At 61.7% G+C, this 20,867-nt stretch carries 16 protein-coding genes and 3 pseudogenes; 9 read left to right on the top strand and 10 right to left on the bottom strand.

The features are described from left to right. Positions 1 to 100: 100 nt before the first annotated feature. Together AC2444_RS26680 and AC2444_RS26685 are read right to left on the bottom strand one after the other, a co-directional pair. Positions 101 to 1,784, bottom strand: a pseudogene (locus AC2444_RS26680) (type IV secretory system conjugative DNA transfer family protein). Next, positions 1,784 to 2,103: pseudogene (locus tag AC2444_RS26685) on the bottom strand (mobilization protein). The pseudogenes AC2444_RS26680 and AC2444_RS26685 overlap by 1 nt, the downstream one beginning before the upstream one ends. 286 nt (positions 2,104 to 2,389) lie before the next feature. Here AC2444_RS26685 and traA point away from each other — a divergent pair. Together traA and AC2444_RS26695 are read left to right on the top strand one after the other, a co-directional pair. After that, entirely contained in the window at positions 2,390 to 5,689 is a 3,300-nt protein-coding gene (traA, locus tag AC2444_RS26690) for a Ti-type conjugative transfer relaxase TraA (RefSeq protein ID WP_128449850.1), read from the top strand. Positions 5,690 to 5,952: 263 nt separating this feature from the next. Beyond that, a pseudogene (locus AC2444_RS26695) lies at positions 5,953 to 6,288 on the top strand (methyl-accepting chemotaxis protein); the annotation flags it as partial. Between the two features lie 170 nt (positions 6,289 to 6,458). Here AC2444_RS26695 and AC2444_RS26700 read toward each other — a convergent pair. Beyond that, positions 6,459 to 7,310 carry a sugar phosphate isomerase/epimerase family protein gene (locus AC2444_RS26700; protein WP_017996413.1) on the bottom strand — a complete coding sequence of 284 codons (852 nt, stop codon included), beginning with the start codon at positions 7,308 to 7,310 and terminating at the stop codon, positions 6,459 to 6,461. A gap of 343 nt (positions 7,311 to 7,653) precedes the next feature. On the opposite strand from AC2444_RS26700, the gene AC2444_RS26705 reads away from it, so the two are divergent. From AC2444_RS26705 to AC2444_RS26720, 4 genes are read left to right on the top strand one after another with little or no spacing between them, the layout of a single operon-like run. Continuing rightward, positions 7,654 to 8,541: a sugar phosphate isomerase/epimerase family protein gene (locus AC2444_RS26705; protein WP_012755374.1), complete on the top strand. Its 888-nt coding sequence runs from the start codon at positions 7,654 to 7,656 to the stop codon at positions 8,539 to 8,541. 59 nt (positions 8,542 to 8,600) lie between these two features. After that, positions 8,601 to 9,770, top strand: coding sequence for a mandelate racemase/muconate lactonizing enzyme family protein (locus AC2444_RS26710; RefSeq protein ID WP_003562969.1), 1,170 nt, complete (start codon positions 8,601 to 8,603; stop codon positions 9,768 to 9,770). A gap of 2 nt (positions 9,771 to 9,772) precedes the next feature. Then, a complete protein-coding gene (locus AC2444_RS26715; protein ID WP_003562968.1) occupies positions 9,773 to 10,462 on the top strand; it encodes a FadR/GntR family transcriptional regulator in 690 nt (229 codons plus the stop codon). Between the two features lie 25 nt (positions 10,463 to 10,487). Further along, positions 10,488 to 11,462 carry a hydroxyacid dehydrogenase gene (locus AC2444_RS26720; protein WP_128439665.1) on the top strand — a complete coding sequence of 325 codons (975 nt, stop codon included), beginning with the start codon at positions 10,488 to 10,490 and terminating at the stop codon, positions 11,460 to 11,462. A 79-nt stretch (positions 11,463 to 11,541) separates the two neighbouring features. Here AC2444_RS26720 and AC2444_RS26725 read toward each other — a convergent pair whose 3' ends face one another. The 7 genes from AC2444_RS26725 to AC2444_RS26755 all read right to left on the bottom strand — a co-directional run bounded on the left by AC2444_RS26725 (position 11,542) and on the right by AC2444_RS26755 (position 18,263). Beyond that, positions 11,542 to 12,618, bottom strand: a complete 1,077-nt coding sequence (locus AC2444_RS26725; protein WP_017996410.1) for an ABC transporter ATP-binding protein — start codon at positions 12,616 to 12,618, stop codon at positions 11,542 to 11,544. Next, on the bottom strand, positions 12,618 to 13,727 hold the full coding sequence (locus AC2444_RS26730; protein ID WP_012755377.1) for an ABC transporter ATP-binding protein: 1,110 nt from the start codon (positions 13,725 to 13,727) through the stop codon (positions 12,618 to 12,620). The genes AC2444_RS26725 and AC2444_RS26730 overlap by 1 nt, the downstream gene beginning before the upstream one ends. After that, positions 13,724 to 13,927: a hypothetical protein gene (locus AC2444_RS26735; protein WP_003562960.1), complete on the bottom strand. Its 204-nt coding sequence runs from the start codon at positions 13,925 to 13,927 to the stop codon at positions 13,724 to 13,726. Before AC2444_RS26735 ends, AC2444_RS26730 begins: the two co-directional genes overlap by 4 nt. Continuing rightward, entirely contained in the window at positions 13,924 to 14,883 is a 960-nt protein-coding gene (locus AC2444_RS26740) for a carbohydrate ABC transporter permease (RefSeq protein WP_003562958.1), read from the bottom strand. Before AC2444_RS26740 ends, AC2444_RS26735 begins: the two co-directional genes overlap by 4 nt. Position 14,884: 1 nt before the next feature. Further along, the gene (locus tag AC2444_RS26745; protein ID WP_003562956.1) at positions 14,885 to 15,790 is read right to left on the bottom strand and encodes a carbohydrate ABC transporter permease; all 906 of its coding nucleotides are present in this window, start codon (positions 15,788 to 15,790) and stop codon (positions 14,885 to 14,887) included. A 155-nt stretch (positions 15,791 to 15,945) separates the two neighbouring features. Further along, complete coding sequence (locus AC2444_RS26750; protein WP_003562954.1) at positions 15,946 to 17,256, bottom strand: ABC transporter substrate-binding protein; 1,311 nt, start codon at positions 17,254 to 17,256, stop codon at positions 15,946 to 15,948. 368 nt (positions 17,257 to 17,624) lie between these two features. Next, on the bottom strand, positions 17,625 to 18,263 hold the full coding sequence (locus AC2444_RS26755; RefSeq protein ID WP_017996408.1) for a TetR/AcrR family transcriptional regulator: 639 nt from the start codon (positions 18,261 to 18,263) through the stop codon (positions 17,625 to 17,627). A 99-nt stretch (positions 18,264 to 18,362) separates the two neighbouring features. Here AC2444_RS26755 and AC2444_RS26760 point away from each other — a divergent pair, with 99 nt between their 5' ends. From AC2444_RS26760 to AC2444_RS26770, 3 genes are read left to right on the top strand one after another with little or no spacing between them, the layout of a single operon-like run. Continuing rightward, positions 18,363 to 19,559, top strand: a complete 1,197-nt coding sequence (locus AC2444_RS26760) for a Tm-1-like ATP-binding domain-containing protein (RefSeq protein ID WP_003562950.1) — start codon at positions 18,363 to 18,365, stop codon at positions 19,557 to 19,559. Positions 19,560 to 19,570: 11 nt separating this feature from the next. Beyond that, positions 19,571 to 20,413 (top strand): phosphoenolpyruvate hydrolase family protein, encoded by an 843-nt coding sequence (locus tag AC2444_RS26765; RefSeq protein WP_003562947.1) that lies wholly within the window; start codon positions 19,571 to 19,573, stop codon positions 20,411 to 20,413. Positions 20,414 to 20,437: 24 nt separating this feature from the next. After that, positions 20,438 to 20,851, top strand: a complete 414-nt coding sequence (locus tag AC2444_RS26770) for a cupin domain-containing protein (protein WP_003549741.1) — start codon at positions 20,438 to 20,440, stop codon at positions 20,849 to 20,851. Positions 20,852 to 20,867: the final 16 nt, after the last annotated feature.

The raw sequence follows: 20,867 nt of genomic DNA on the forward strand, positions 1-20,867 counted from the left end.
CCAGGCGGCGGCGTCCAACGACATTTGTGAATCGGTTGGGCCCGAGCGATTCATCGGGGTGATGTGAACCGCATGTCGCTCCGGCCTTATCTCTCCTGGTTCATCTCTCCTGGTTGACAAACAACCCGACGAATTCCGGATCGGAATAATAGCGCAACTTTGTCGCAACGATGGGCCGCTGGCCGGCGATGAACACAGCTCGGTCTTGGCATGCAGGTTGCGGACTTCGTCGGGCGTCAGGAGAGGCCGGCCGACATGCTGCTCGGCGAAGGAGAGACCTGTCCTTCCCGAATCGAGCGCGCGCGCCGCCGTGTTGAACACCACGGTCTCCTGGCCAAGCAGATCGGAGACCAGACGGGCGCTGTCGTGATCGTTGACGCCGAACACCTGCAGCACGCCGGCGTTGGACAGAAACGTGCCGGCGCGCTGGCCATAGGTGGCGCGCAGTTGATGAATGTCCTGGACGATCGGCCAGAGTTGCACACCGTAACCTGCCATCAGTCCCATGGCCCGTTCGATCGGCGCCAGATGACCAAGGGCGGCGAACTCGTCGAGCAGATAGAGAACCGGTGGCGTCGATGGATGCGGCGAGGGTGCGGTTCGCGCCATCTCGGTTAGGCTCTGGGCCACCAGCAAACGCAGCCAACGCGAATAGGCCGCAAGCCTGTCTGGCGGTAAGACCAGGAACACGGTCGCCTTGTCTGCCTTGAGGTCACCGAACCGAAAATCCGACCGTGACAGCACCTCGGTCATGCGCGGACTGTCGAGAAAGTGCGTATGTCGCTGGGCTGCCGACAGCACACCGCTAGCTTCGCGATCCGACTTGCCAAGATGCCGATTGGCAGCCCGGGCAATCAGTCCGTTGATCGCACCAGTCCCCTGCATCTCATGAAGCAGATTCTGGAATGCCGCCGGCGCCATCGTCAGATCGCGCCGGAGCGCCGAGAGATTGCGCTGGTCGTTTGGCGCGCTGGCAACGATATGAAGAAGCAATCCAGCGATCAGCGCCTTGGCTTCCTCGTTCCAATGCGCATCACCTGACAAGCCTGGTTCGTCGAACACCAGTGCGTCGGCAAGTGTCGTTGCATCCTCGGCGACATCGACGTTGTTTGGATCAACGCCGTCCATCGGATTGAAGGCTGCCGTTGGTCCGCCGGTGATGCCAAACGGATCGAGGATATGAACCGGCCCGAACTTCTCTCGTGCATCACCGGCGATCTGCGCATTCTCGCCTTTCGGATCGATCCAGATGATCGAGCGGTCGGCGGTCAGAAGGTTCGGGATGATGGTGCCGACACCCTTGCCGCTACGCGTCGGCGCCATGGTCAGAAGATGAGCCGGTCCGCTGTAGCGAAGAAGCCGGCCGGAGTTGTTCGCACGGCCGATCAGCAATCCGCCTTCTGCCTTTGTCAGAGGTGCAATCTCTCTGCGGCCGGCAAAGCGCGCAGACCCATGCGTGTCCGCGTCGCTCGCTGTGCCAAAATGCGTGATCAAGGGAACCGACAACAATCGAATGAGCAGCACGACCGCAAGGCCATCACCACCCAATCGCCGATATGCCAGATGACGTCACCCCTGTGGCCGCCGAGCATCACGCGTCTGAGGTAGTCGATCCCGAAGTAGACGGTGAACACGACAAGCAAATAGCCAAATGCACCCATGACAAACGACTTGGCATATCGCAGGGGAAACGTGATCAGGGCGACGATCGCCCAGAGCGGATCGCGGGCCGCCATGCGCATCATGTTTGCGAAGGCAATCTTGATCTTGATGGCATGGATCATCACACTGCACTCCCGTTGCCGACATTGCCGATATTGCCGCGCGACGGTTCGTGTAGCTGTGGCTTCAGCAGATCGTCGAACAGATCCCGATCGCCATCGCGGGTGAGGAATTTTGGCAGTTCGGATCTGAGCCAGGCTGCCAGTCCGCCGCCGATCTGCACATCGCGATCATTCTCCAGCCTATGCAGCACCAGTGCGCCGATCAACACCTTGCGGCGCGTATCGATGGCGCGTTCCTGTTTGCCGAGAGACGGATCTGCAATGTCTTTCGCTGCGCTTCCAGCTGGGCGAGCCGCTCGCCGATGGTTTTGCGCGCCATGATGATTTCTCCCTTGTTCCTGTTCAGCCATTGGCCGCGGCGATGAACGGATGATCAGAGCCGCCGGCGTGCCTAGATCGAAGTTGTCTCGAAGAGCGGCGCTTCGAAACCCGCAAATCTGCGCGTGGAAGCGACCGGATGAACGGCTTACGAGGTCATCGGGAGATTGCCGCGTGCTCCCACCAGTGCCCGAAGGCGCGAAGCGACGAAGGCACAAGGGCGCACTTACGAGTTGCCGGGCAACTCAAAGCGCGGGCCGGCGGCCCGCTAACAAAGGGGACAAGCGATGGCGATCTATCATCTCAGCATGAAGCCGATCGCCCGCAGCGCTGGCCGTAGCGCTGTCGCGTCCGCCGCCTATCGTGCGGCTGAGCGGCTGACCAACGAGCGTGATGGGCTAACCCATGATTTTAGCAACAGGAAAGGTGTCGAGCATGCCGAGATCGTCTTGCCGGCTCAGTCTTCCGCCTATTGGGCGATGAAGCGATCGGCCTTGTGGAATGCCGCCGAGCGTGCTGAGAAGCGAAGTGACGCCCGGATTGCCCGGGAATTCGAAGTCGCGCTGCCGCACGAATTGAGTTCCGACCAGCGACTGGCGCTGACGCGGGCCTTTGCCGAAGATCTGGCCAATCGCTATGGCGCTGCCGTCGACTTCGCGATCCATCGGCCGGGTGAGGGAAGCGATATCCGCAACAGCCATGCGCATCTGATGATGACGACGCGTGAGGTGAGGGAAACCGGTCTTGGCGACAAGACGCTGCTCGAGCGGGAGAACAGATGGCTTCTCGCCAATCACCTGCCGCCATCGCAGCTGCAGCTGAAGGATCTCAGACAGGCGTGGGAGCATCTTGCCAACACGCACCTTGAGAGGGCCGGCCTCGATATCCGCATCGATCATCGCTCGCATCTGGAGGCCGGGATCACGATCGAGCCGAGCGAACATGTCGGTGTGCATGCCACTCAGATCAATCGGCAGGGTGGGGCAGTCTCGCGCGTCCGCATCTCACCGCAATCGGCCGAGCGAAATGCCGAGACCATCCGGAGGCGCCCCGAAGAGATATTGAAGCTCATCACCAACGAGAAAAGCGTCTTCAACCGCTATGACATTGCCAGGGCTCTGCATCGCACCATCAATGACGATCCGCAGACCTTCCAGAATGCTTTTGCCGCGGTCATGGCGTCGAAGGCTCTCGTCGAGCTCAGACCCGACAGTTCAAGCCTTCGCGGCCGTGACGGCGAGGCACGTTATTCGACGGTCGAGATGGTGGCGATCGAGGGTGCGATGGCAACAGCCACTGTTGCGATGAAGACGCGCCAAAACCACGGTGTCTTCAAGCGCAATGTCGATGCGGCAATCGCCGCTCAGGACAGATCGATCCAGGCGGGAAATCCTTCACCGGGGCAGGGGCTATCGGCGGAACAGCGTCAGGCGATCGAGCATGTCACGGGTCCAGCTCAGATCGCCGTAGTGATCGGCTTTGCCGGTGCCGGCAAGAGCACGATGCTGGCGGCTGCCCGCCAGGCCTGGGAAGCGCAAGGTTATCGCGTTCATGGCGCGGCTCTGGCCGGCAAGGCCGCGGAAGGCCTGGAGCAATCGTCCGGCATATCGAGCCGCACCTTGGCATCGTGGGAATACAGCTGGCAGGCCGATCGCGGTCGGCTGAATGCTCGTGACGTCTTCGTCATCGACGAGGGCGGCATGGTCGGAAGTCGTCAGATCGCCCGCTTCGTCGACGAGGTCAGACGGGCCGGCGCCAAGCTCGTCCTGGTCGGTGACCATGAACAGCTTCAGGCGATCGGAGCGGGCGCGCCGTTTCGGGCGATCGCCGAAGCCGTCGGTCACGCGCAACTGTCGGAAGTGCGCCGGCAAAGAACCGATTGGCAAAAGCAGGCCTCGATCGACTTCGCCTCGCATCGGACTGCCGACGGGCTTGCTGCCTACCAAGCACATGGCAACATCCAGCTGAAAGCAAACCGCGACGACGTGCTGAAGGCGATCATTGCCGATTACGTCGCTGACCGATCGGCCAATCCCAACGACACGCGCATTGCCATGGCCCATCGACGCGACGACGTCCGCGCCATCAATGCCGGCATTCGCTCTCGGTTGCAGGAGCGCGGTGAGCTGGCAAGGGGTAGCCACCCGCCTGGCGATAAAGGTGAGGAACTGAGCTACCAGACCAGCAATGGGAAGCGATCTTTTGCGCGCGGCGACCGCATCGTCTTCCTGGAGAACGATCGTGATCTCGGCGTCAAGAATGGCATGTTGGGCGAGGTGATCGCCGTCGCGCCGGACGCAATACAGGTTCGGCTTGACGGCAAGGCGCAGACGCAAGATGGGCAACGCCAGGTGATCATTCCGGTGAACAGTTACCAGGCCTTTGATCACGGCTACGCGACGACGATCCACAAGACGCAAGGGGCTACCGTCGACCGGAGTTTTGTCCTGGCGTCGACGACGATGGACCGGCATCTGACCTACGTGGCGATGACCCGTCATCGCGAGGCGGTACAGCTCTATGCGGGGCTGGATGCGTTCAAGACGGAGCGATCCCTGACAGAGACGCTGAGCCGCTCAGGCGTGAAGGAGACGACGCTTGACTATACCCATGACTTTGCCAATCGGCGCGGCATGGAGGATCGCCAAGGGCAGGGCGAGAGCGAGGTCGCACCTGCGGTAATCACCAAGGAGGCGGAGCGCATCGCGGACACGACGGTTCCCAAGCCAATGCAAGAACCGCGGCCGCACGCAGCCCGCAGCATCGCCGATGGCGGCTCTTCGCACCAGGACCCCAATGTCGATGGACGTCGCGATGAACGCGACGATGAACGCCGCGTCCTCGTTGCGGCCGTGAAGACTTATGCGATGAGCGTCGAAGCGGTTGGACGATCAAAGGCGATGCCGGCATTCGAACGTGATTGGGACGCGGCAAAGCAGCTTGCGCCGCAGGTGTTCAACGACGCGCCAGCGGCCATGGACGTGTTGCGCGGCCGCATCCTGGATGAGAATGCAGATCCGGTCGCGCTCGCCAGTCAACTCAGCACTTTGCCCGAGACGATCGGTGCGCTCGCCGGCAAGACAGGCCTGTTCGGAGACAACGCTGAACGCAAACACGCGCTTTTGCGGATCGATGCGCTGGCTTCACATGTTCGCCAATCCGCCAATAGCTGGCAGCGTCGCCTTGAGGCCGAATGCGGCTCGGAGCGCTGGAAGCGGGATAAGCAGGACGTGGTCGAGGTTCTGGGGCCGAGCCGCCGGAGTGAAGCGCTGCTGCGCCAGCTCGACGATCTCCCCTATAGCGACAAGGCAAAGTTCGTCGAACGACTGGCGGCGACACCGGAGGGCCGTCAGGCGCTTGCCGAGGCAAAGGACATCGCTACTGCGATCGAAACGCGCTTCGGTCGCGCCGATCCCGCAGATCTCGCGGATCAGCTGAAGCGAGTGGGACCCGATCGGGATGGTGACGTCGAGCGTATCCGCGAGGTTGCTCGCCTTGCCGACCGCAGTCATCGTGCGGAGCTCACCCGGCAGATGGAGTTGAAGCGGTCGCTGAAGCGGGGCAAGTCCTTGGGGCTTGGGATGTAGATGTTTGGGTCGGACCAGGGATTTCGAGGAGGCTCAAGCTACCTCTCAGAGACTCTGGGCTTGCATCCTCAGCGTTGGGGTTTGAGCTTCATCGCTCCCCTGCCAGAGCGCTTCTGCTGGTCCACACCGCGACGACCGAGGAATTGCGGGCGATCCCGAAGCCTATTGCTTGAATTGGCTGCTGGAGGAGGTGTCGATGTCGATTAACACGGCGGCTGCCGGCGGCAATGCAAGCCTTATTGCCATCAGCTGAGTAACAAGACGCATCGCAGGTCGGCATAGGCGTCCAACTCGTCGAGGAGACCGGCCAGGCGCTTTCATCCATCATGGAACACTTCACCTCGATCAATGGGCTGGTGCAAGTCATCTCGTCTTCGACGACCACGCAATACAAGGGGATCGACGAGGTCAACAATGCCGTTCGTGATGTCGAACACATCACCCAGCACAATGCCGCCATGGTGGAGGAAAACACCTCGGAGATTCATCGGCTCCGGCATCAGGTGGAAGTGTTGAACGAAAGAATCTCCCACTTTCAGACCACCGATATCCGCAAGGCATCGCCCGCCGCCCGCCCGCCGATGTCCCTGGTTTCCTGACGGGATGTCTCCTGAGCGGACGCCTTCGGAAATCTCTTCGATTTGCAAGGGAATCGGGCCGCTCGATGAGAGCAGGCAGAAGGTGATTGCTCAGGCGTAAGGCGTGGCCTGCCAGTGCAGCGTTCAGCCCGATGGTTCCCTGATCGACCGCGGCGAGAATCGGTTGGTATTCATGCCGCCGCGTGCCATCCATCGCGGATATGGCGGTAGCCTTCGCGATAGACCGCTTCCGGTGTCTCGGAAAAGTCGCGCCAGACCTTTGTCGCGGCGGCGAGTTCCTTGAGTGCCCGACCGAAGGCCTCGATTGTCAGCCACCCATCATAGCCGCTCGCGCGTAGCGCCCGGAACGTCTCCGCCCAGGGAATGTTGCCGCGCCCGGGTACGCCGCGGTCGTTCTCCGAAATGTGGACATGCACGATGCGGTCACTGTTTCGCATGAACGCGCCAATGGGATCGGCTTCTTCGATATTGCTGTGGAACGTGTCGTACATGGCGCGGATATGCGGATGTCCGACCGCGTCGATATGGGCCGCAAGATCGTCCATCGTGTTGAACAGGTAGCATTCGAAGCGGTTCAGCGCCTCAAGCCCGATCGTGATGCCATGCTTTGCTGCATGATCGCCGATCGCGCGTTGCGAGTAAACCGAGCGCTTGAGTTCCGCGGCGCTCGGCCCGCTGCCGGAAAATTTGCCGAGCGTCGAATGTAGCGGGCCGCTCAGCATCGTCGCGCCGAGCGCATCGCTGCAGTCGATGGCCCATTTCATGTAGTCGATGCCGCGCCTGCGGGTCGCGTTGTCGGCGGCGATCAGGTTCATCTGCGGATCGCCCATGGCGGAAACGGCGGTCCGTTCCAGGCCGATCCGGTCAAGTATGTCCGCCAGCCGATGGTAGTCGTCGGGTGTGCCCGAAAAGATCGGGATCTCGACACCGTCAAACCCCGTGTCCTTGATATCGCGTAACAGTGCCTCGTGTTTCCGGCCGACACTTGTCGTCCAGAGGAACATGCACATGCCGATCTTCATCTCCCCTCCACTTGGCCTGCGGCCACTCCGAGATGGTTTCAACGTCCTATCACTTCCAGATCTGGTCATACCAAATCTTGGAATCTGGTCAAGCCAGTTTATTACACGCTTGGGATGCCGGATTCGCGCCTAGGTGAGAAAATCAGTCTTAAATATCGACCGGCTAACGAAATATCGACCTTTAAGCCCCGCCTTGCAGAGGGTCAAGAATTGAGCTAGAGCTTTAAAATAACGAGAATTGGCCAAACCAGATTGCCGAGGATGGCGAGAGCGGCCAACGATAACACAACATTTTGCCGCCCGATTGGCGGTGGACCGTGCTGCAACTATCTGGGAGGACCTCATGCATCTTTCGACACATAACTGGATGCGGGCCGAGCCGCTCGCCGTCACGCTGAAGCGCATCAAGAAATATGGCTACGAAAGCATCGAGATATCCGGCGAGCCGGCGCAGTACGACGTCAACGAGACGCGGGCGCTGCTGAAAGAGCATGGCATCCGCTGCTGGGGCGCCGTTACGCTGACGCTCGGCGAGCGCAATCTTGCCGCCAGGGATGAAGGCCAGCGCGCCAGGTCGGTGGACTATGTCAAGAGCGTCATCACCATGGTCAGCGAACTCGAGGGCGAGATCGTCACCCTAGTGCCGGCGACCGTCGGCAAGGTGGTGCCGGATGGCACCGAGGAGGAAGAGTGGACATGGGTGGTGGACGCTACCAAGGAGTGTTTTGCCCATGCTCAGAAGAGGGGCGTGCGCATTGCCGTCGAGCCACTCAACCGTTTCGAGACCTATTTCTTCAACCGTGCCGCCCAAGCGCTGGCGCTCGCCGATGCCGTCAGCCCCGAATGCGGGGTTTGCCTTGATGCCTTCCACCTGAACATCGAGGAGGAAGACATGTATGAAGCGATCCGGCTCGCTGGAAAGCGCCTGTTCGATTTCCACGTCGCCGATAACAATCGTTTTGCCGCCGGCCTCGGACAGCTCGACTGGCCGAAGATCATCGGCACGCTGAAGGAGATCGGGTACGACGGCGCCGTCACCAACGAATTCGTCGCTCCGGTCGACCGCACGCCGGCCTCAAAATATCCGGACATGGTCGAGCGCAACCCCGTCGATATTCCCCCGGAGCAACTGAAATTTATCCAGGACCACGGCTCGAGTCTTCTCACTGAGAAGTTCTACGACGATCAGATGCGGATCACCGCCGAGACGATCCTGCCGCTGATCAAGTAACGAACGGAAAGACAAATGCCCTGCGGCTCGCGGGCCGTGAGGGGCAGGGGATCCGAGACATGCGCATCAAGACCGTAGAGGCCTGGTGGATTAAAATTCCCATCGAGGCGAGCCGTCAGCACCGCAGCGACTTCGGCCGTCTGACGACCTTCGATAGTGCGATCCTGCGGATCGAAACGGACGACGGCATCGTTGGCTGGGGAGAGGGCAAGAATGCCGCGGGCAGTTCGGGCACCTATGGCACGCTGGTCCACATGCTCAATCACGAGATTGGGCCGAAGCTCATCGACCGCGATCCCGCCGACATCTCCACCATTTGGGAGATGCTCTATAACGGCGTACGCCACGAGACGGCGGCGAGTTCGGGTCACGCCATGCCCGAGATCGCGCGGCGCGGCCTTTCCGTCGCGGCGATCAGCGCGGTCGACATAGCGCTCTGGGACATTCTCGGCAAGTCGCTCGGCGTCCCCGTCTGGAAGCTGCTGGGTGGGCGCAAGGCGGACAGGTTGCCCGCCTATGCCTCGGGCGGTTGGGAGAGCGTGGACCGGATCGGCGAACAGCTCCGGTCCTATGTCGCGGCCGGTGGTTTCAAGTCGGTCAAGATGCGTGTCGGTGCGATGGATCGTGCGCTGCATGTCTCGGCATCGCGCGTGCGGGCGGCTCGCAAGGCAATCGGCCCCGACGTCGACCTGATGGTCGACGCGCACGGCACTTATACTGTTGCGGAGGCAAAGCGCTTCATCCAGATGGTCGCCGATTGCGACCTCGCCTGGTTCGAGGAGCCGGTGATAGCGGATGACAAGCCGGGCATGGCGGAGGTGCGCGCGGCTGGGAACGTGCCGATCGCTGCGGGCGAGAGCGAGGCGACGCGTTTCGCTTTCCGAGATCTTGCCATGCTTCGGGCCGCCGACATATTCCAGCCGGATCCCGCCTTCTGCGGCGGCATTACGGAGGCGATGCGCATCAGTTCGCTCGCCAGCGCCTTCAACCTCCGTTTCGCGCCGCATCTATGGGCCGGCGCGCCCTGCTTCTTCTCCGGCCTGCACTTGTGCGCGGCCTCTCCGGCAAGCTTCATCATCGAATATTCGCTCGGCGCCAATCCGATGATCCACGATCTTGTCGAGGACACTGTGTCGGTGAAGGACGGTATGGTAGAGATCCCGGACAGGCCTGGCCTGGGCTTCACGATCAATCAGCGGGTCCTGGAGACTCACGCGCAAAGACAGTGACGATGAAAGAAAACTCCCTCCTCTCCGATCTCGCGGCCCACCTGTTCTCGAACTCGAGCGGCAACGGCCGTACGCCTTCGGAGCGAGAGCTTGCGGAGCATTTCGGCGTCAGCCGGGGCCAGGTTCGCGAGGCACTGGCCATTCTTGAGGCAATGCGCATCGTCGAGCGCCGGGCCAAGTCGGGTATTTATCTGACGACCACGGAGGCGAGCGTGGAGGCAATGGCACTCTTTGCCCGCGCCGGCGTGCCACTTGACCCTATCCTGATCTACGAGACCGTGGAGCTTCGCAAGATCCATGAGATCAAGGCCGCGGAACTCGCATGCAATCGGGCGACGGAGGAGAATTACCAGCACTTGCGCGATATCCTCGCGGCGTCGGAGGCGAAGCTTGCCGCCGGCGAGGGGCTGGCGCGCGAGGACCGGGATTTCCATTTGGAGATCGTCCGGGCCACCAAGAACAGCGTCTTCCATCGGGTGTGCAGCGTCTATTACGTCATGGGCGAGCACCGCCTGCCGATCTATTTTGCCGACGCCGCCCGCAGCCGGCGCTCGCATGAGGAGCATATCCGCATCTACGAGGCGCTGCTTGCCCGAGACGGCAATCTCGCCCAGGCGCTGATGAGCGCGCATCTTCAAGGTGCGGAAAGCTATTGGAAGGGCCTTATCGGCGGTCCAGCGACGGCAGCTTGATAGGCGTAACCGGCGGGGAGGGCCGATGAGCTTCATCTTTTCCACACATCCCCTGCACCCTGCGGCCAGGTCCATGCTCGAGGCTGCGGGTGATCTGCGCGTCGCTTCCGCGCCCGATCCCGAAACATTGCTGCGAGAAGGCCGCGGCGCGGGCATCCTCGTCATACGAGCGCCGATCCCGCCGGCCTTCTTCGAGGATGCGCCGGCGCTTCGCGCGGCGATCCGCCATGGTGCCGGGCTCGACATGGTGCCGATGGATGCAGCGACCCGCGCCGGCGTGCTTGTCGCCAATGTCCCGGGCGCCAATGCCTCGACTGTCGCCGAGCACGTCTTCCTTGTGACACTGGCCCTGCTTCGGCGCTTCCGCCTGATGGACCGCGAACTGCGTCAGAACGGCTGGGTGGCGGGCCGCGCCCGATCGGACGCGGCCGTCGACCTCGCCGGCCGCACCATCGGCATCGTCGGCATGGGCAATGTCGGCAAGGCGATCTTCAAGATCGCGAAGTTCGGCTTCGGCTTGGAGGTGGTGGCCACGAGCCGGTCGCCGGAAAGCGTGCCGGACGGCGTGCGTTTCCTGACGATCGATGAGCTTGTAGCGACGGCCGACATCGTGGTGCTCTGCTGCCCGCTGACGCCGGAGACGACCGGCTTGCTCAACGCCGGTCGCATCGGGCGCATGAAGCCCGCGGCCATTCTGGTCAACGTCTCGCGCGGCCCGGTGATCGATGATGCGGCGTTGGTCGAGGCGCTGCGCGATGGTCGCGTCGGCGGAGCCGCGCTCGACGTCTTCGCAACGCAGCCGCTGCCGCTCGACCATCCCTATTTCGGCTTTGACAACGTCATCGTCACGCCGCATCTGGCTGGTCTGACGGAAGAGAGCATGATGCGCATGGGAACAGGCGCGGCGAGCGAAGCCCTGCGCGTCATCAAGGGCGACTTGCCCGTCAATTTGTGCAATCCCGAAGTGGTAGAACACTACCGCCGGCGCTTTCCCGCATAGCGCCTCGTCGCGACAACTCGAAACGCTCGCTGCCCCTGCCGTGCCGCCGAGGCCGCTGGCATCCTTCGGACCGATCAGGTCAGCCCGCGTGCCGCAGGCTTACACCGCTTCCGGCGTCAAACAGCACGACCTTTTCCGGATTCCACGAAAAGCGAACCTCATCCTCGATCCGAAGCGCCGTCTGTGTCGGCACGGTCGCGTGGATGAACCTCTCGCCGGTGCGCAGCGTCACGATCTTTTCGACACCGTGATTTTCCACGTCGTGGACCCGTGCTTCGCCGGGCGCGCCGCTGTCGAGAAAAATGTCCTCGGGACGGATGCCGAAGGTGAGCGGGCGACCGTCTGTCGCGATCCCGTGTCCTTTCCCGAGGGGCAGCCGGTAGCCCTCGCTCGCCACTGCTTCGCCGCCGGCAAGCGTGCCGGCGATCAGGTTCATCGGCGGCGAGCCGACCGCGCGCGCGACGAAGGTGTTGACCGGGTTTCCGTAGATCTCCTGCGGCGTACCCGTCTGCACCAGTTGACCATTGTTCAGGACGCCGATCTTGTCGCCCATCGACATGGCCTCTATCTGGTCGTGAGTGACGAAGAGGAAGGTCGCGCCGAGGTTCATCTGCAGGTTTTTCAGCTCGGTGCGAAGTGCTTCGCGAAGCTTCGCGTCGAGCGCCGAAAGCGGTTCGTCCATCAAGAAGACCCGCGGTTTGCGCACGATGGCCCGGCCGATCGATACGCGCTGCATCTCGCCTCCCGACAGCCGGTCCGTCTTGCGGTCGAGCAGATGCTCGATGCGCAGGGTCTTTGCAACGCGGTCGACGCGCTCCTTGATTTCTCCGGGCTCAACGCGACGGATACGGGATTTCAATGGAAATTCCAGGTTCTCCCGTACCGTATAGCGCGGGTAAAGTGAATATTGCTGGAGCACAAGGGCCACATCGCGCTCCGCGGCACCCCAGTCGGCAACGTCCTGCCCGTCGATGAAGACCTGGCCTGCGGTCGGCTTTTCGAGACCGGCGATCAGGCGCAGCGTCGTCGTCTTGCCGGCGCCGGTCTGCCCGAGCAGCACGAAGAACTCGCCGTCAGCAATGTCGATGTTCAGGTTTTTCAGCGCCGTGTGGTTGCCGAAGGTCTTGGTGATGCCCTTGAGTTCGATATGCGCCATCAGAGTCTGATCCCCAGCGACGAGCCGGTCGCGGTGTTGAAGAAATGTGCCTGGGCGGGGTCGATGCGCGCCCAGACGGCTTCGCCGGGACCAGGCACGAAACCGCTCTTGGTGCGTGCCCTGATCATCTGGCGACCGACCTTCAGGTCCACGATGTCGTGCGAGCCGAGAGGCTCGATGATATGCGCCTCGACCGGCATGAAGCCCTCGCGGGCCTCCCGTGAAACAAGCACGCCCTCGGGCCGGACCCCGAGTGTCAGCTTGCCGTTCTCGGCTCTTGCGTCAGAGAGGCGGTTGGCCAGCACGGCGGGGAACTCGAAGCCAGTCGTCCCGTCGCCAATCTGCACGCTGGTATGGCTGCCCGTTTCGCTTATAGTCGCCGGCGCCATGTTCATGACCGGGCTTCCGACGAACTGGGCGACGAACGTGTTGGCGGGTTGCGCGTAAACCTCTTCCGGCGTGCCGACCTGCTGAAGGATGCCCTCGTGCATGATGACGATGCGGTCGGCGAGCGACATGGCCTCCACCTGGTCATGCGTCACGTAGATGGTGGTTGAACCCTGCTTGATATGCAAACGCTTGATTTCCGCCCGCATCTCCTCGCGCAGCTTCGCGTCGAGCGCACCGATCGGCTCGTCCATCAGCATGGCCTTTGGCCGCCGCACCAGCGCACGGCCGATTGCGACCCGCTGCATGTCGCCGCCTGACAGCGCCGAAGGCTTGCGGGCCAGCAGACCGGCGATGCGCAGCACACCGGCGATCTCGCGGACCGACGCATCGACATCGGCACGGCTCATCCGGGTAGCGCGGAGCGGGAAGGCGATGTTCTCGTAGACCGTCATGTGCGGATAGAGCGAGAAGGATTGGAACACCATGGCGATGTCCCTGCCGGACGCCTTGATATGCTGCACCGGCTGCCCGTCGATCAGAATGTCGCCTTCGTCGATCGTTTCCAGCCCCGCGACGGCGCGCAATGTCGTCGTCTTTCCGCAGCCCGATTGTCCAAGGAGCACGATGAATTCATTGTCGGCGATGGCGAGATTAAGGTCTTTGATGACCTGGACGGCACCGAAATATTTCTGAATTCCGCGAAGTTCGATCTGCGTCATGAATGGTTGCCTTCGTCTGGTTGCGCGTCCCGCGGGATTTTGGTCGTCACCATGAAGGCGATCAGTCCGACGAGCGTCATCGTCATGCCGTAGCGATGCAGAAACAGGTTCCAGGGCTGGCAGAGCGCGATAATGCCGAGGATCATCAGATACTGTGAAGCGGGTTCGAGATATTTCTGGTTCAAGGCGCGGAAAGTCATTTGCGGATCGCTCCGAAGCTCATGCCGCGCAGGAGATGGTTCCTGAGCAGGAAGGTGAAGATGGCGACCGGTAGCAGGAACAGGAACGTGCCGGCCGCAATGACCGTCCAATCCGGCAGGCCTGAGCCGACCTGGCTCGGGATGAAGGGTGGAGCCGTTTGCGCGCGTCGGTTGGTCATAATTAGCGCAAATGCATATTCGTTCCAGGCCGTGATGAAGCAGAAGACCGCGGTCGCGGCGATTCCGGTCGCTGCTTCCGGGATGACGATCTTGAAAAAGGCCTCCATCCGCGTGTAGCCGTCGACGAGCGCGGCCTCCTCGTATTCCTTCGGGATCTCGTCGATGAAGCCCTTCATCAGCCAGACGGAAAAGGAAAGGTTGAAGGCGGTGTAGAGGATGATGAGGCCCCAATGCGTGTCGTTGAGGCCGACGACGCGGTACATGAGGAACATCGGGATTGCCACGACGACGGGCGGCAGCATGCGCGTCGACAGGATGAAGAAGAGAAGGTCTGCCTCCCCCTTCACTTTGAAGCGCGAGAAGCCGTAGGCTGTGAAGGTTCCCATGCCGACGGCCAGCACCGTGGACGTGATGGCGACGATCAGCGAGTTCATGAAGCGGTTCGGATAGCCGGAGGGCTGCACCTCGCCGCGGCCGGAGCGAACGATCTTCTCGCCGCCGTCGAACACCATCCGCTCCCACCAGGGGGCGGCGGCATATTCTTCAGGGCTCGGCGCCCCGCGCAGTTGCGAGCGCTTGGTGAAGAGCTTCACGAAGGGCGAGAGTTCCGGCTCGAAGAGCACCGTCGGCGGAATGGTGGTGGCAAGGTTGCGCGGCTTGAAGGCCGTCGAGGTGATCCAATAGATCGGCGCCAGGAAGATCAGCGTGATGACCAGTACGGCGGCGATCGCCACCCGGTTCAGCGCGCGTTCGGAGCGGGTTTGGACGGCAGCCATCTCAGCGCTCCTTCACTTTGTTGAGGTACTTGACGTAGATGTTGGTGATGGCGAGAACCATGATCAGGACGATGTAGGCGAGTGCGCAGGAGCGCCCAGTCTGCCATTCCTGGAAGGCCATCTTGTAGAGCCGGATGGAGATCACCTCGGTCGTCGGTTGGCTGGTCAGGATGTACGCGAGGTCGAAGGTCTTGAAGGCCTCCATCGTGCGGAAGATGATTGCGATCATCAGGATCGGCGCCACCAGCGGCAGCGTGATGCGGAAGAATGTATAAAACGGCCCCGCCCGGTCGATCGCCGCTGCCTCGTAGAGATGCTTTGGCACGGCCGAAAGGCCGGCAAGCGACAGCAGCATCACGAAGGGCGACCACATCCAGATGTCCGTAATTGCGACCGCATAGAGCGCCATGTCCGGATTCGACAGCCACTCGAAGGAGCCGAGGCCGAGTGCGTAGTTGATGATGCCGAAGGACGGGTCGTAGAGCAGCTTCCAGAAGAGGCCGACCACTGCCATCGAGAGCATCATCGGCAGCAACAGCAGCGTCGTCAAAAGACCCTTCAGCGGGATATCGCGGTTGAGCAGCATCGCGGTGCCGAAGCCGACGATCACCTGCCCCGTCACAGAGACGATCACATATTTCGCGGTGATGGCGAAATTCGACCAGATGAAAGGATCGTTCAGCAACTCGCGGTAGTTCTGCAGGCCGACGAAGTTGGCCGGCGCGTTCGACGAAGCGCGAAAGTCGGTGAAGGAATAGCCGAGCGAATAGATCAGCGGAAAGATGTTGAAGACGATCAGGAACAGGATCGTCGGAATGATGAAGAGATTGCGAATCCGGATGTCGCTCATGCCGCGGGATGCGGCACGCGATTTCGTGTCCAGCGATGTCATGACTGCGGTGGCCAATCCTCTCCTCCTCCGAGAGTTCGGCGCCGGATGCCGGAACGGCATCACGATGCGCGAAGTGAATTCCGGGCGCCGCGCCCTCTTGAGCCGCGCCTTCAACGCGGAGATGCAGAATGAAATGGGAGGGGCCGCGGCCCCTCCGCTGAGCGCGCTTGCTACTTGTGGCGTCCGTATTTCGCGAACGTCGCGTTCCAGTCCGCTGCCAGGGATTCGAGCGCTTCCTTCGCCGTGCCTTGGCCGGCAGTGACGAAGGGATAAATGCGCTGGTTCATCTGGATCAGCAGTTCGGCATATTCAGGCGTTGCCCAGAAGTCCTTCACCTTGAACATCGTCTCGTAGAAGGCCTTGTTATAGGGTGTCGCGTTCTGAAACTCCGGCGATTCAAGCACCTTGGCGCTTGCCGTATAGCCGCCGAGTTCGGCCCAGCGCTTCTGGGTCTCGTCCTTGATGAACCATTCGAGGAATTTCATCGCCTCTTCCTGGTTTTTTGAGTAGGAGATGACCGATATGCCTTGGCCGCCGAGCGCTGCGAATTGCTCGCCGTTCGGGCCCGCCGGATTGGCAAAGAAGCCGGTAACCTTGGCGTTCGGGTTGGACGCCTCGTTCACCAGGGCCGGGAAGAAGGCGAAGTAGTTCATGCTCATCGCCGCCAGGTTCTCAGTGATCGCCTGGTTGTTCTCGACGAAGAAGGACTTGGCCCAGCCCGGTGGCGTAAAGCCGTAGAGCTCGCGATAAAGCTCGAGCGCCTTGACGTTCTTCTCGGAATTGATGATGCCGTCGACCTTGTAGCTCTGGTAGTCGCCGAGTTCGCCTCCAAACGAGAAGATCGCGTTCTCGACACCCATGACGAGACCGTCATAAGAGTTGTCGGTGTAGATGGCGATTCCGTATCGCTTCTGGTCTGGACGGTGGAAGAACTCGGCGATGTCACGCATCTCGGCCCATGTCTTCGGCGGTGCGAGATCGTAGCCGTATTTGGCCTTGAACGCCTCCATCTCCTTGGGGTCTTCGAACCAGTCCTTGCGGTAGGACCAGCCGACGGCGTCGCCTTCGGCCGGAACCGACCAGTACTTTTTCGAGTTCGACGGATATTCGGCGTAGTATTTCACCGTTGCCGGGGCCATCACCTGGGTCAGATTGTGCTTGGTAAAGAAGTCGGTCAGATCGACGTAATGGCCGGCTTCTGACGCTGCCCCGATCCACTGACTGTCGCCGACGACCATGTCATAGGCTGAACCCTTGGCGTTGAACTCGGTGAAGGCCTTGGTCTGGAAGTCGGCCCACGGCGTGGTCTCGACCGTGACCTTGACGCCGGTTTGAGCCTCGTATTCGTTGACGAGTTCCTGAAGGTAGTTTGCCGGATCCCACTCGGCCCAGAAGATGGTCAGTTCCTGGGCCTGTGCGGATGTTCCGCACGCCCACATCAATCCGACACCGGCCAACAGACCGGTCATAGTTTTGCGCATAACGTTTCCTCCCATTTATGCACGCCTCCCGCTTCATCGCGGGCCTCCCGATCTGGCTTCCCGATCCTCCTGGGTGGTGTTCGTGCTGGGGGTCCTCCTCGACCCCTAGCTCGTTTCAGATCTCAAGCCTGAATGTCATTAACTTGATCTGGTATTACCAAATGCCATTATCGTCAAGCGCAACCTGGGAGACCTCTCGTCAAAGGCTCGTCTTCAGGCTTTCGCTGTCATTCCCCTGTAATTCCGGGCCTGCCGACGCAGTCGTGGCGGGCCGCCTCACATTCATCATCGCCGATCCGGACCACAATACAAGAACATATTACTGCCACTGGTCTAACCAGTTGTGCGCCAAGTCTGGGCGCGCCACGTTATGCCCCGCTCTCTGCCTGCCGTAATGCGGTATCGACAAGAGCCCTGGCGGCCCACTCGGCAACAGACTGCGCGCCTTCCGAGGTCAGGCCCCATATATCCTTCAATACGATCAGCACCTCGACGCCGAAGACAAGCGAAAGCGCCTGTGCAAGGCGTTCCCGGGATTCGGGCGGCACAGTGCCCTGCAGGGGGGCCGTGACGCTCTTCAGCAGGTCGACCCGGTGGCCGCGCTTGAACAGCGGCTCGTTGCCGAGCGTGCCCGCCTGGCGCTGCGCCCACTGGTCCAGCGAAAGTTTCAGCGCCGCCTTGAAGGTGGCCTCGAACTCATCGATGCGCGGCATTGCAGTCGCCAAGAGGTCGGCAACGCGAGTGCGTGCGTCCGGACTATCCGATGACCAACTGAGTATCGGCCCCAGAGCCTCATCCACCACGGCATGCACGAGCACGGCCTGGCTCGGAAAGTAACGGTAGGCCGTCGCACGCGAGACTTCGGCTGCCTCGGCGACTTCACTTACCGACGGCGTGATGCCGGACTGCATGAGCCGCGTAGCCGTTTCGAGCATCAGTTTTCGCGTTCGGGCACGCGGGCCTCGCTCGGTCCTGGCTGTTTCGTTCTGTTGACGTGAGACATCCATGTCTTTATGATACGCACGTCTCACAAATTTGCAAGGGCCCGTCGCTTTGTCCCAACGTGAGATATGCCGGGAGGAAATCCACCCGGTCTCGGAGGGGAAATGAAGCAGATCTACGTGGTCGGCACGGCCGACACGAAGGGCGAGGAGCTTGCCTATCTTGCCGCTTGCATCGAAGCGGCGGGCGGCGGTGTTGTCCGCGTTGACGTCGGCATAGGCGAGCCTGCGACCGCCGTCGATGTGAAGGCCGACGCAGTGGCGGCGTGCCATCCGGACGGGGCTGGAGCCGTTCTTGCCAGCGGGGACCGCGGAAGTGCGGTCGCGGCGATGGGCATTGCTTTCGCGCGCTTCCTTGTGGAGCGCCAGGACATCGCCGGCGTCATCGGTATAGGTGGAGGCGGAGGCACTTCGATCATTACCGCAGGCATGCGCCAATTGCCGCTCGGTCTGCCAAAGATCATGGTCTCGACGCTCGCATCCGGCGATGTGGCTCCCTTTGTCGATGTTTCAGACATCGTGATGATGCCTTCGGTCACGGACATGGCGGGCCTGAACCGGCTGAGCCGCGTCATCCTTCACAACGCCGCTCAGGCGATCACCGCCATGACCCACCGCCCGGCTGAGGTGACTGCATCCAAACCGGCCCTCGGGCTTACCATGTTCGGCGTTACCACACCTGCCGTATCGGCCATGGTCGAGCGCCTCCGAGCAGATTATGATTGCCTGGTCTTCCACGCCACAGGCACGGGCGGGCGGGCGATGGAGAAGCTTGCCGACAGCGAGCTCATCTCTGGCGTGCTCGACATCACGACGACCGAGGTCTGCGACCTGCTTTTCGGCGGCGTCCTGCCGGCCACCTCGGACCGTTTCGGCGCCATTGCTCGCAAAGGCTTGCCCTATATCGGTTCGGTTGGTGCGCTCGACATGGTGAACTTCTGGGCGCCGGCGACCGTTCCGGAGCGTTATTCCGGTCGGCTGTTTTACCAGCACAACCCGAACGTCACCTTGATGCGCACGACGCTGGCCGAATGCGCGCAGATTGGTCGCTGGATCGGCGACAAGCTCAATCTCTGCCACGGCCCCCTACGCTTCCTCATTCCCGAAAAGGGTGTTTCGGCCCTCGACATCGAAGGCGGTGCGTTCTTCGATCCGCAAGCCGACGCCGCGCTTTTCGCCGCGCTCGAGGCGACGGTGAAGCCGACGGCGTCGCGACGTATTATTCGCCTGCCGCTCCATATCAACGACCCAGATTTCGCCGAGGCCGCCGTCGCGGCCTATCGTGACATCGCCAACCCCTGAGAGACAAATCGATGCCAGTCATACCGCGCAACACCATCCTCGAAAAATTTCACGGCATGATCGCAGCCGGCGTGCCGATCGTCGGGGGCGGGGCCGGCACGGGCATCTCCGCCAAGGCCGAGGAGGCAGGCGGCATCGATCTCATCATTATCTACAATTCCGGGCGCTACCGCATGGCGGGGCGCGGTTCGGCCGCCGGACTGCTCGCCTATGGCAATGCCAACGAGATCGTCAAGGACATGGCGCTCGAAGTGTTGCCGGTCGTGAAAAAGACCCCGGTACTCGCCGGCGTCAATGGCACGGACCCCTTCGTGCTGATGCCGCGCTTCCTCGCCGACCTCAAGGCAATGGGCTTTTCCGGCGTACAGAACTTCCCCACAATCGGTCTCTTCGACGGCCGGATGCGGCAGAGTTTCGAGGAGACAGGCATGAGCTACAATCTGGAGGTCGAGATGATCGCCACCGCCCACGGGCTCGACCTGCTGACGACACCCTATGTCTTCAACGAGAGCGAGGCTGTCGCCATGACGGTCGCCGGCGCCGACATCATTGTGGCGCATATGGGCGTGACAACCGGCGGCACGATCGGGGCCACCTCCGGCAAGTCGCTCGATGACTGCATCGATGAGATCACCGCGATCGCCAAGGCAGCGCGTTCCGTGCGCGACGATGTCATTGTGCTCTGCCATGGCGGGCCGATCTCGATGCCGGAGGATGCGCGCTACGTTCTCGAGCGTTGCCCTGGCTGCCACGGCTTTTATGGCGCAAGCTCGATGGAGCGCCTGCCGGCAGAGGCGGCAATTCGTAAGCAGACGGAAGATTTCAAGGCGCTCGCCATCGGCGCGGTCGTCTGAGCAAGGACGTGGAGGAGCCGTTTCATGGTAAAGGACAAGTACTTCATCTATCCTAAGGATGTGAGCGCCTTCGGCTTCGACTGGGGCAAGCTGTCGCTGACCGTGGCGCCCGAGGTCAACGGCGCCAGTCGCTTTTCGGGCGGTGTCGTCGAACTGCCAAGCGGCGAAGGCCATTCCCGCCACAATCATCCTGGCGCGGAGGAAATCATTTTTGTGATTTCCGGCGAGGGCGAGCAAATGGTCGAGGACGAGACGGGTAATCCGATCACGAGGAAGGTCGCCAGCGGCTGCACGATCTATGTTCCCGAAAGTCGCTTCCATTCGACGAAGAACACTGGCGGCGGGCCAATGCTCCTCTTCGTGGTCTACTCACCGGCGGGGCCGGAGCTTGCGCTTCGCGACTTGCCGGACTTCCGCCTGCTGCCGCCGGGCTTTTGAGGCGTCGCATCCATTT

Source organism: Rhizobium sp. WSM1328, from assembly GCF_057653715.1.

Excerpts from the sequence above, each read along its gene's own strand:
- traA (WP_128449850.1), top strand. The coding sequence starts at position 2,390 with ATGGCGATCTATCATCTCAGCATGAAGCCGATCGCCCGCAGCGCTGGC.
- AC2444_RS26700 (WP_017996413.1), bottom strand. The coding sequence starts at position 7,310 with ATGAAGATCGGCATGTGCATGTTCCTCTGGACGACAAGTGTCGGCCGG.
- AC2444_RS26705 (WP_012755374.1), top strand. The coding sequence starts at position 7,654 with ATGCATCTTTCGACACATAACTGGATGCGGGCCGAGCCGCTCGCCGTC.
- AC2444_RS26710 (WP_003562969.1), top strand. The coding sequence starts at position 8,601 with ATGCGCATCAAGACCGTAGAGGCCTGGTGGATTAAAATTCCCATCGAG.
- AC2444_RS26715 (WP_003562968.1), top strand. The coding sequence starts at position 9,773 with ATGAAAGAAAACTCCCTCCTCTCCGATCTCGCGGCCCACCTGTTCTCG.
- AC2444_RS26720 (WP_128439665.1), top strand. The coding sequence starts at position 10,488 with ATGAGCTTCATCTTTTCCACACATCCCCTGCACCCTGCGGCCAGGTCC.
- AC2444_RS26725 (WP_017996410.1), bottom strand. The coding sequence starts at position 12,618 with ATGGCGCATATCGAACTCAAGGGCATCACCAAGACCTTCGGCAACCAC.
- AC2444_RS26730 (WP_012755377.1), bottom strand. The coding sequence starts at position 13,727 with ATGACGCAGATCGAACTTCGCGGAATTCAGAAATATTTCGGTGCCGTC.
- AC2444_RS26735 (WP_003562960.1), bottom strand. The coding sequence starts at position 13,927 with ATGACTTTCCGCGCCTTGAACCAGAAATATCTCGAACCCGCTTCACAG.
- AC2444_RS26740 (WP_003562958.1), bottom strand. The coding sequence starts at position 14,883 with ATGGCTGCCGTCCAAACCCGCTCCGAACGCGCGCTGAACCGGGTGGCG.
- AC2444_RS26750 (WP_003562954.1), bottom strand. The coding sequence starts at position 17,256 with ATGCGCAAAACTATGACCGGTCTGTTGGCCGGTGTCGGATTGATGTGG.
- AC2444_RS26755 (WP_017996408.1), bottom strand. The coding sequence starts at position 18,263 with ATGGATGTCTCACGTCAACAGAACGAAACAGCCAGGACCGAGCGAGGC.
- AC2444_RS26760 (WP_003562950.1), top strand. The coding sequence starts at position 18,363 with ATGAAGCAGATCTACGTGGTCGGCACGGCCGACACGAAGGGCGAGGAG.
- AC2444_RS26765 (WP_003562947.1), top strand. The coding sequence starts at position 19,571 with ATGCCAGTCATACCGCGCAACACCATCCTCGAAAAATTTCACGGCATG.
- AC2444_RS26770 (WP_003549741.1), top strand. The coding sequence starts at position 20,438 with ATGGTAAAGGACAAGTACTTCATCTATCCTAAGGATGTGAGCGCCTTC.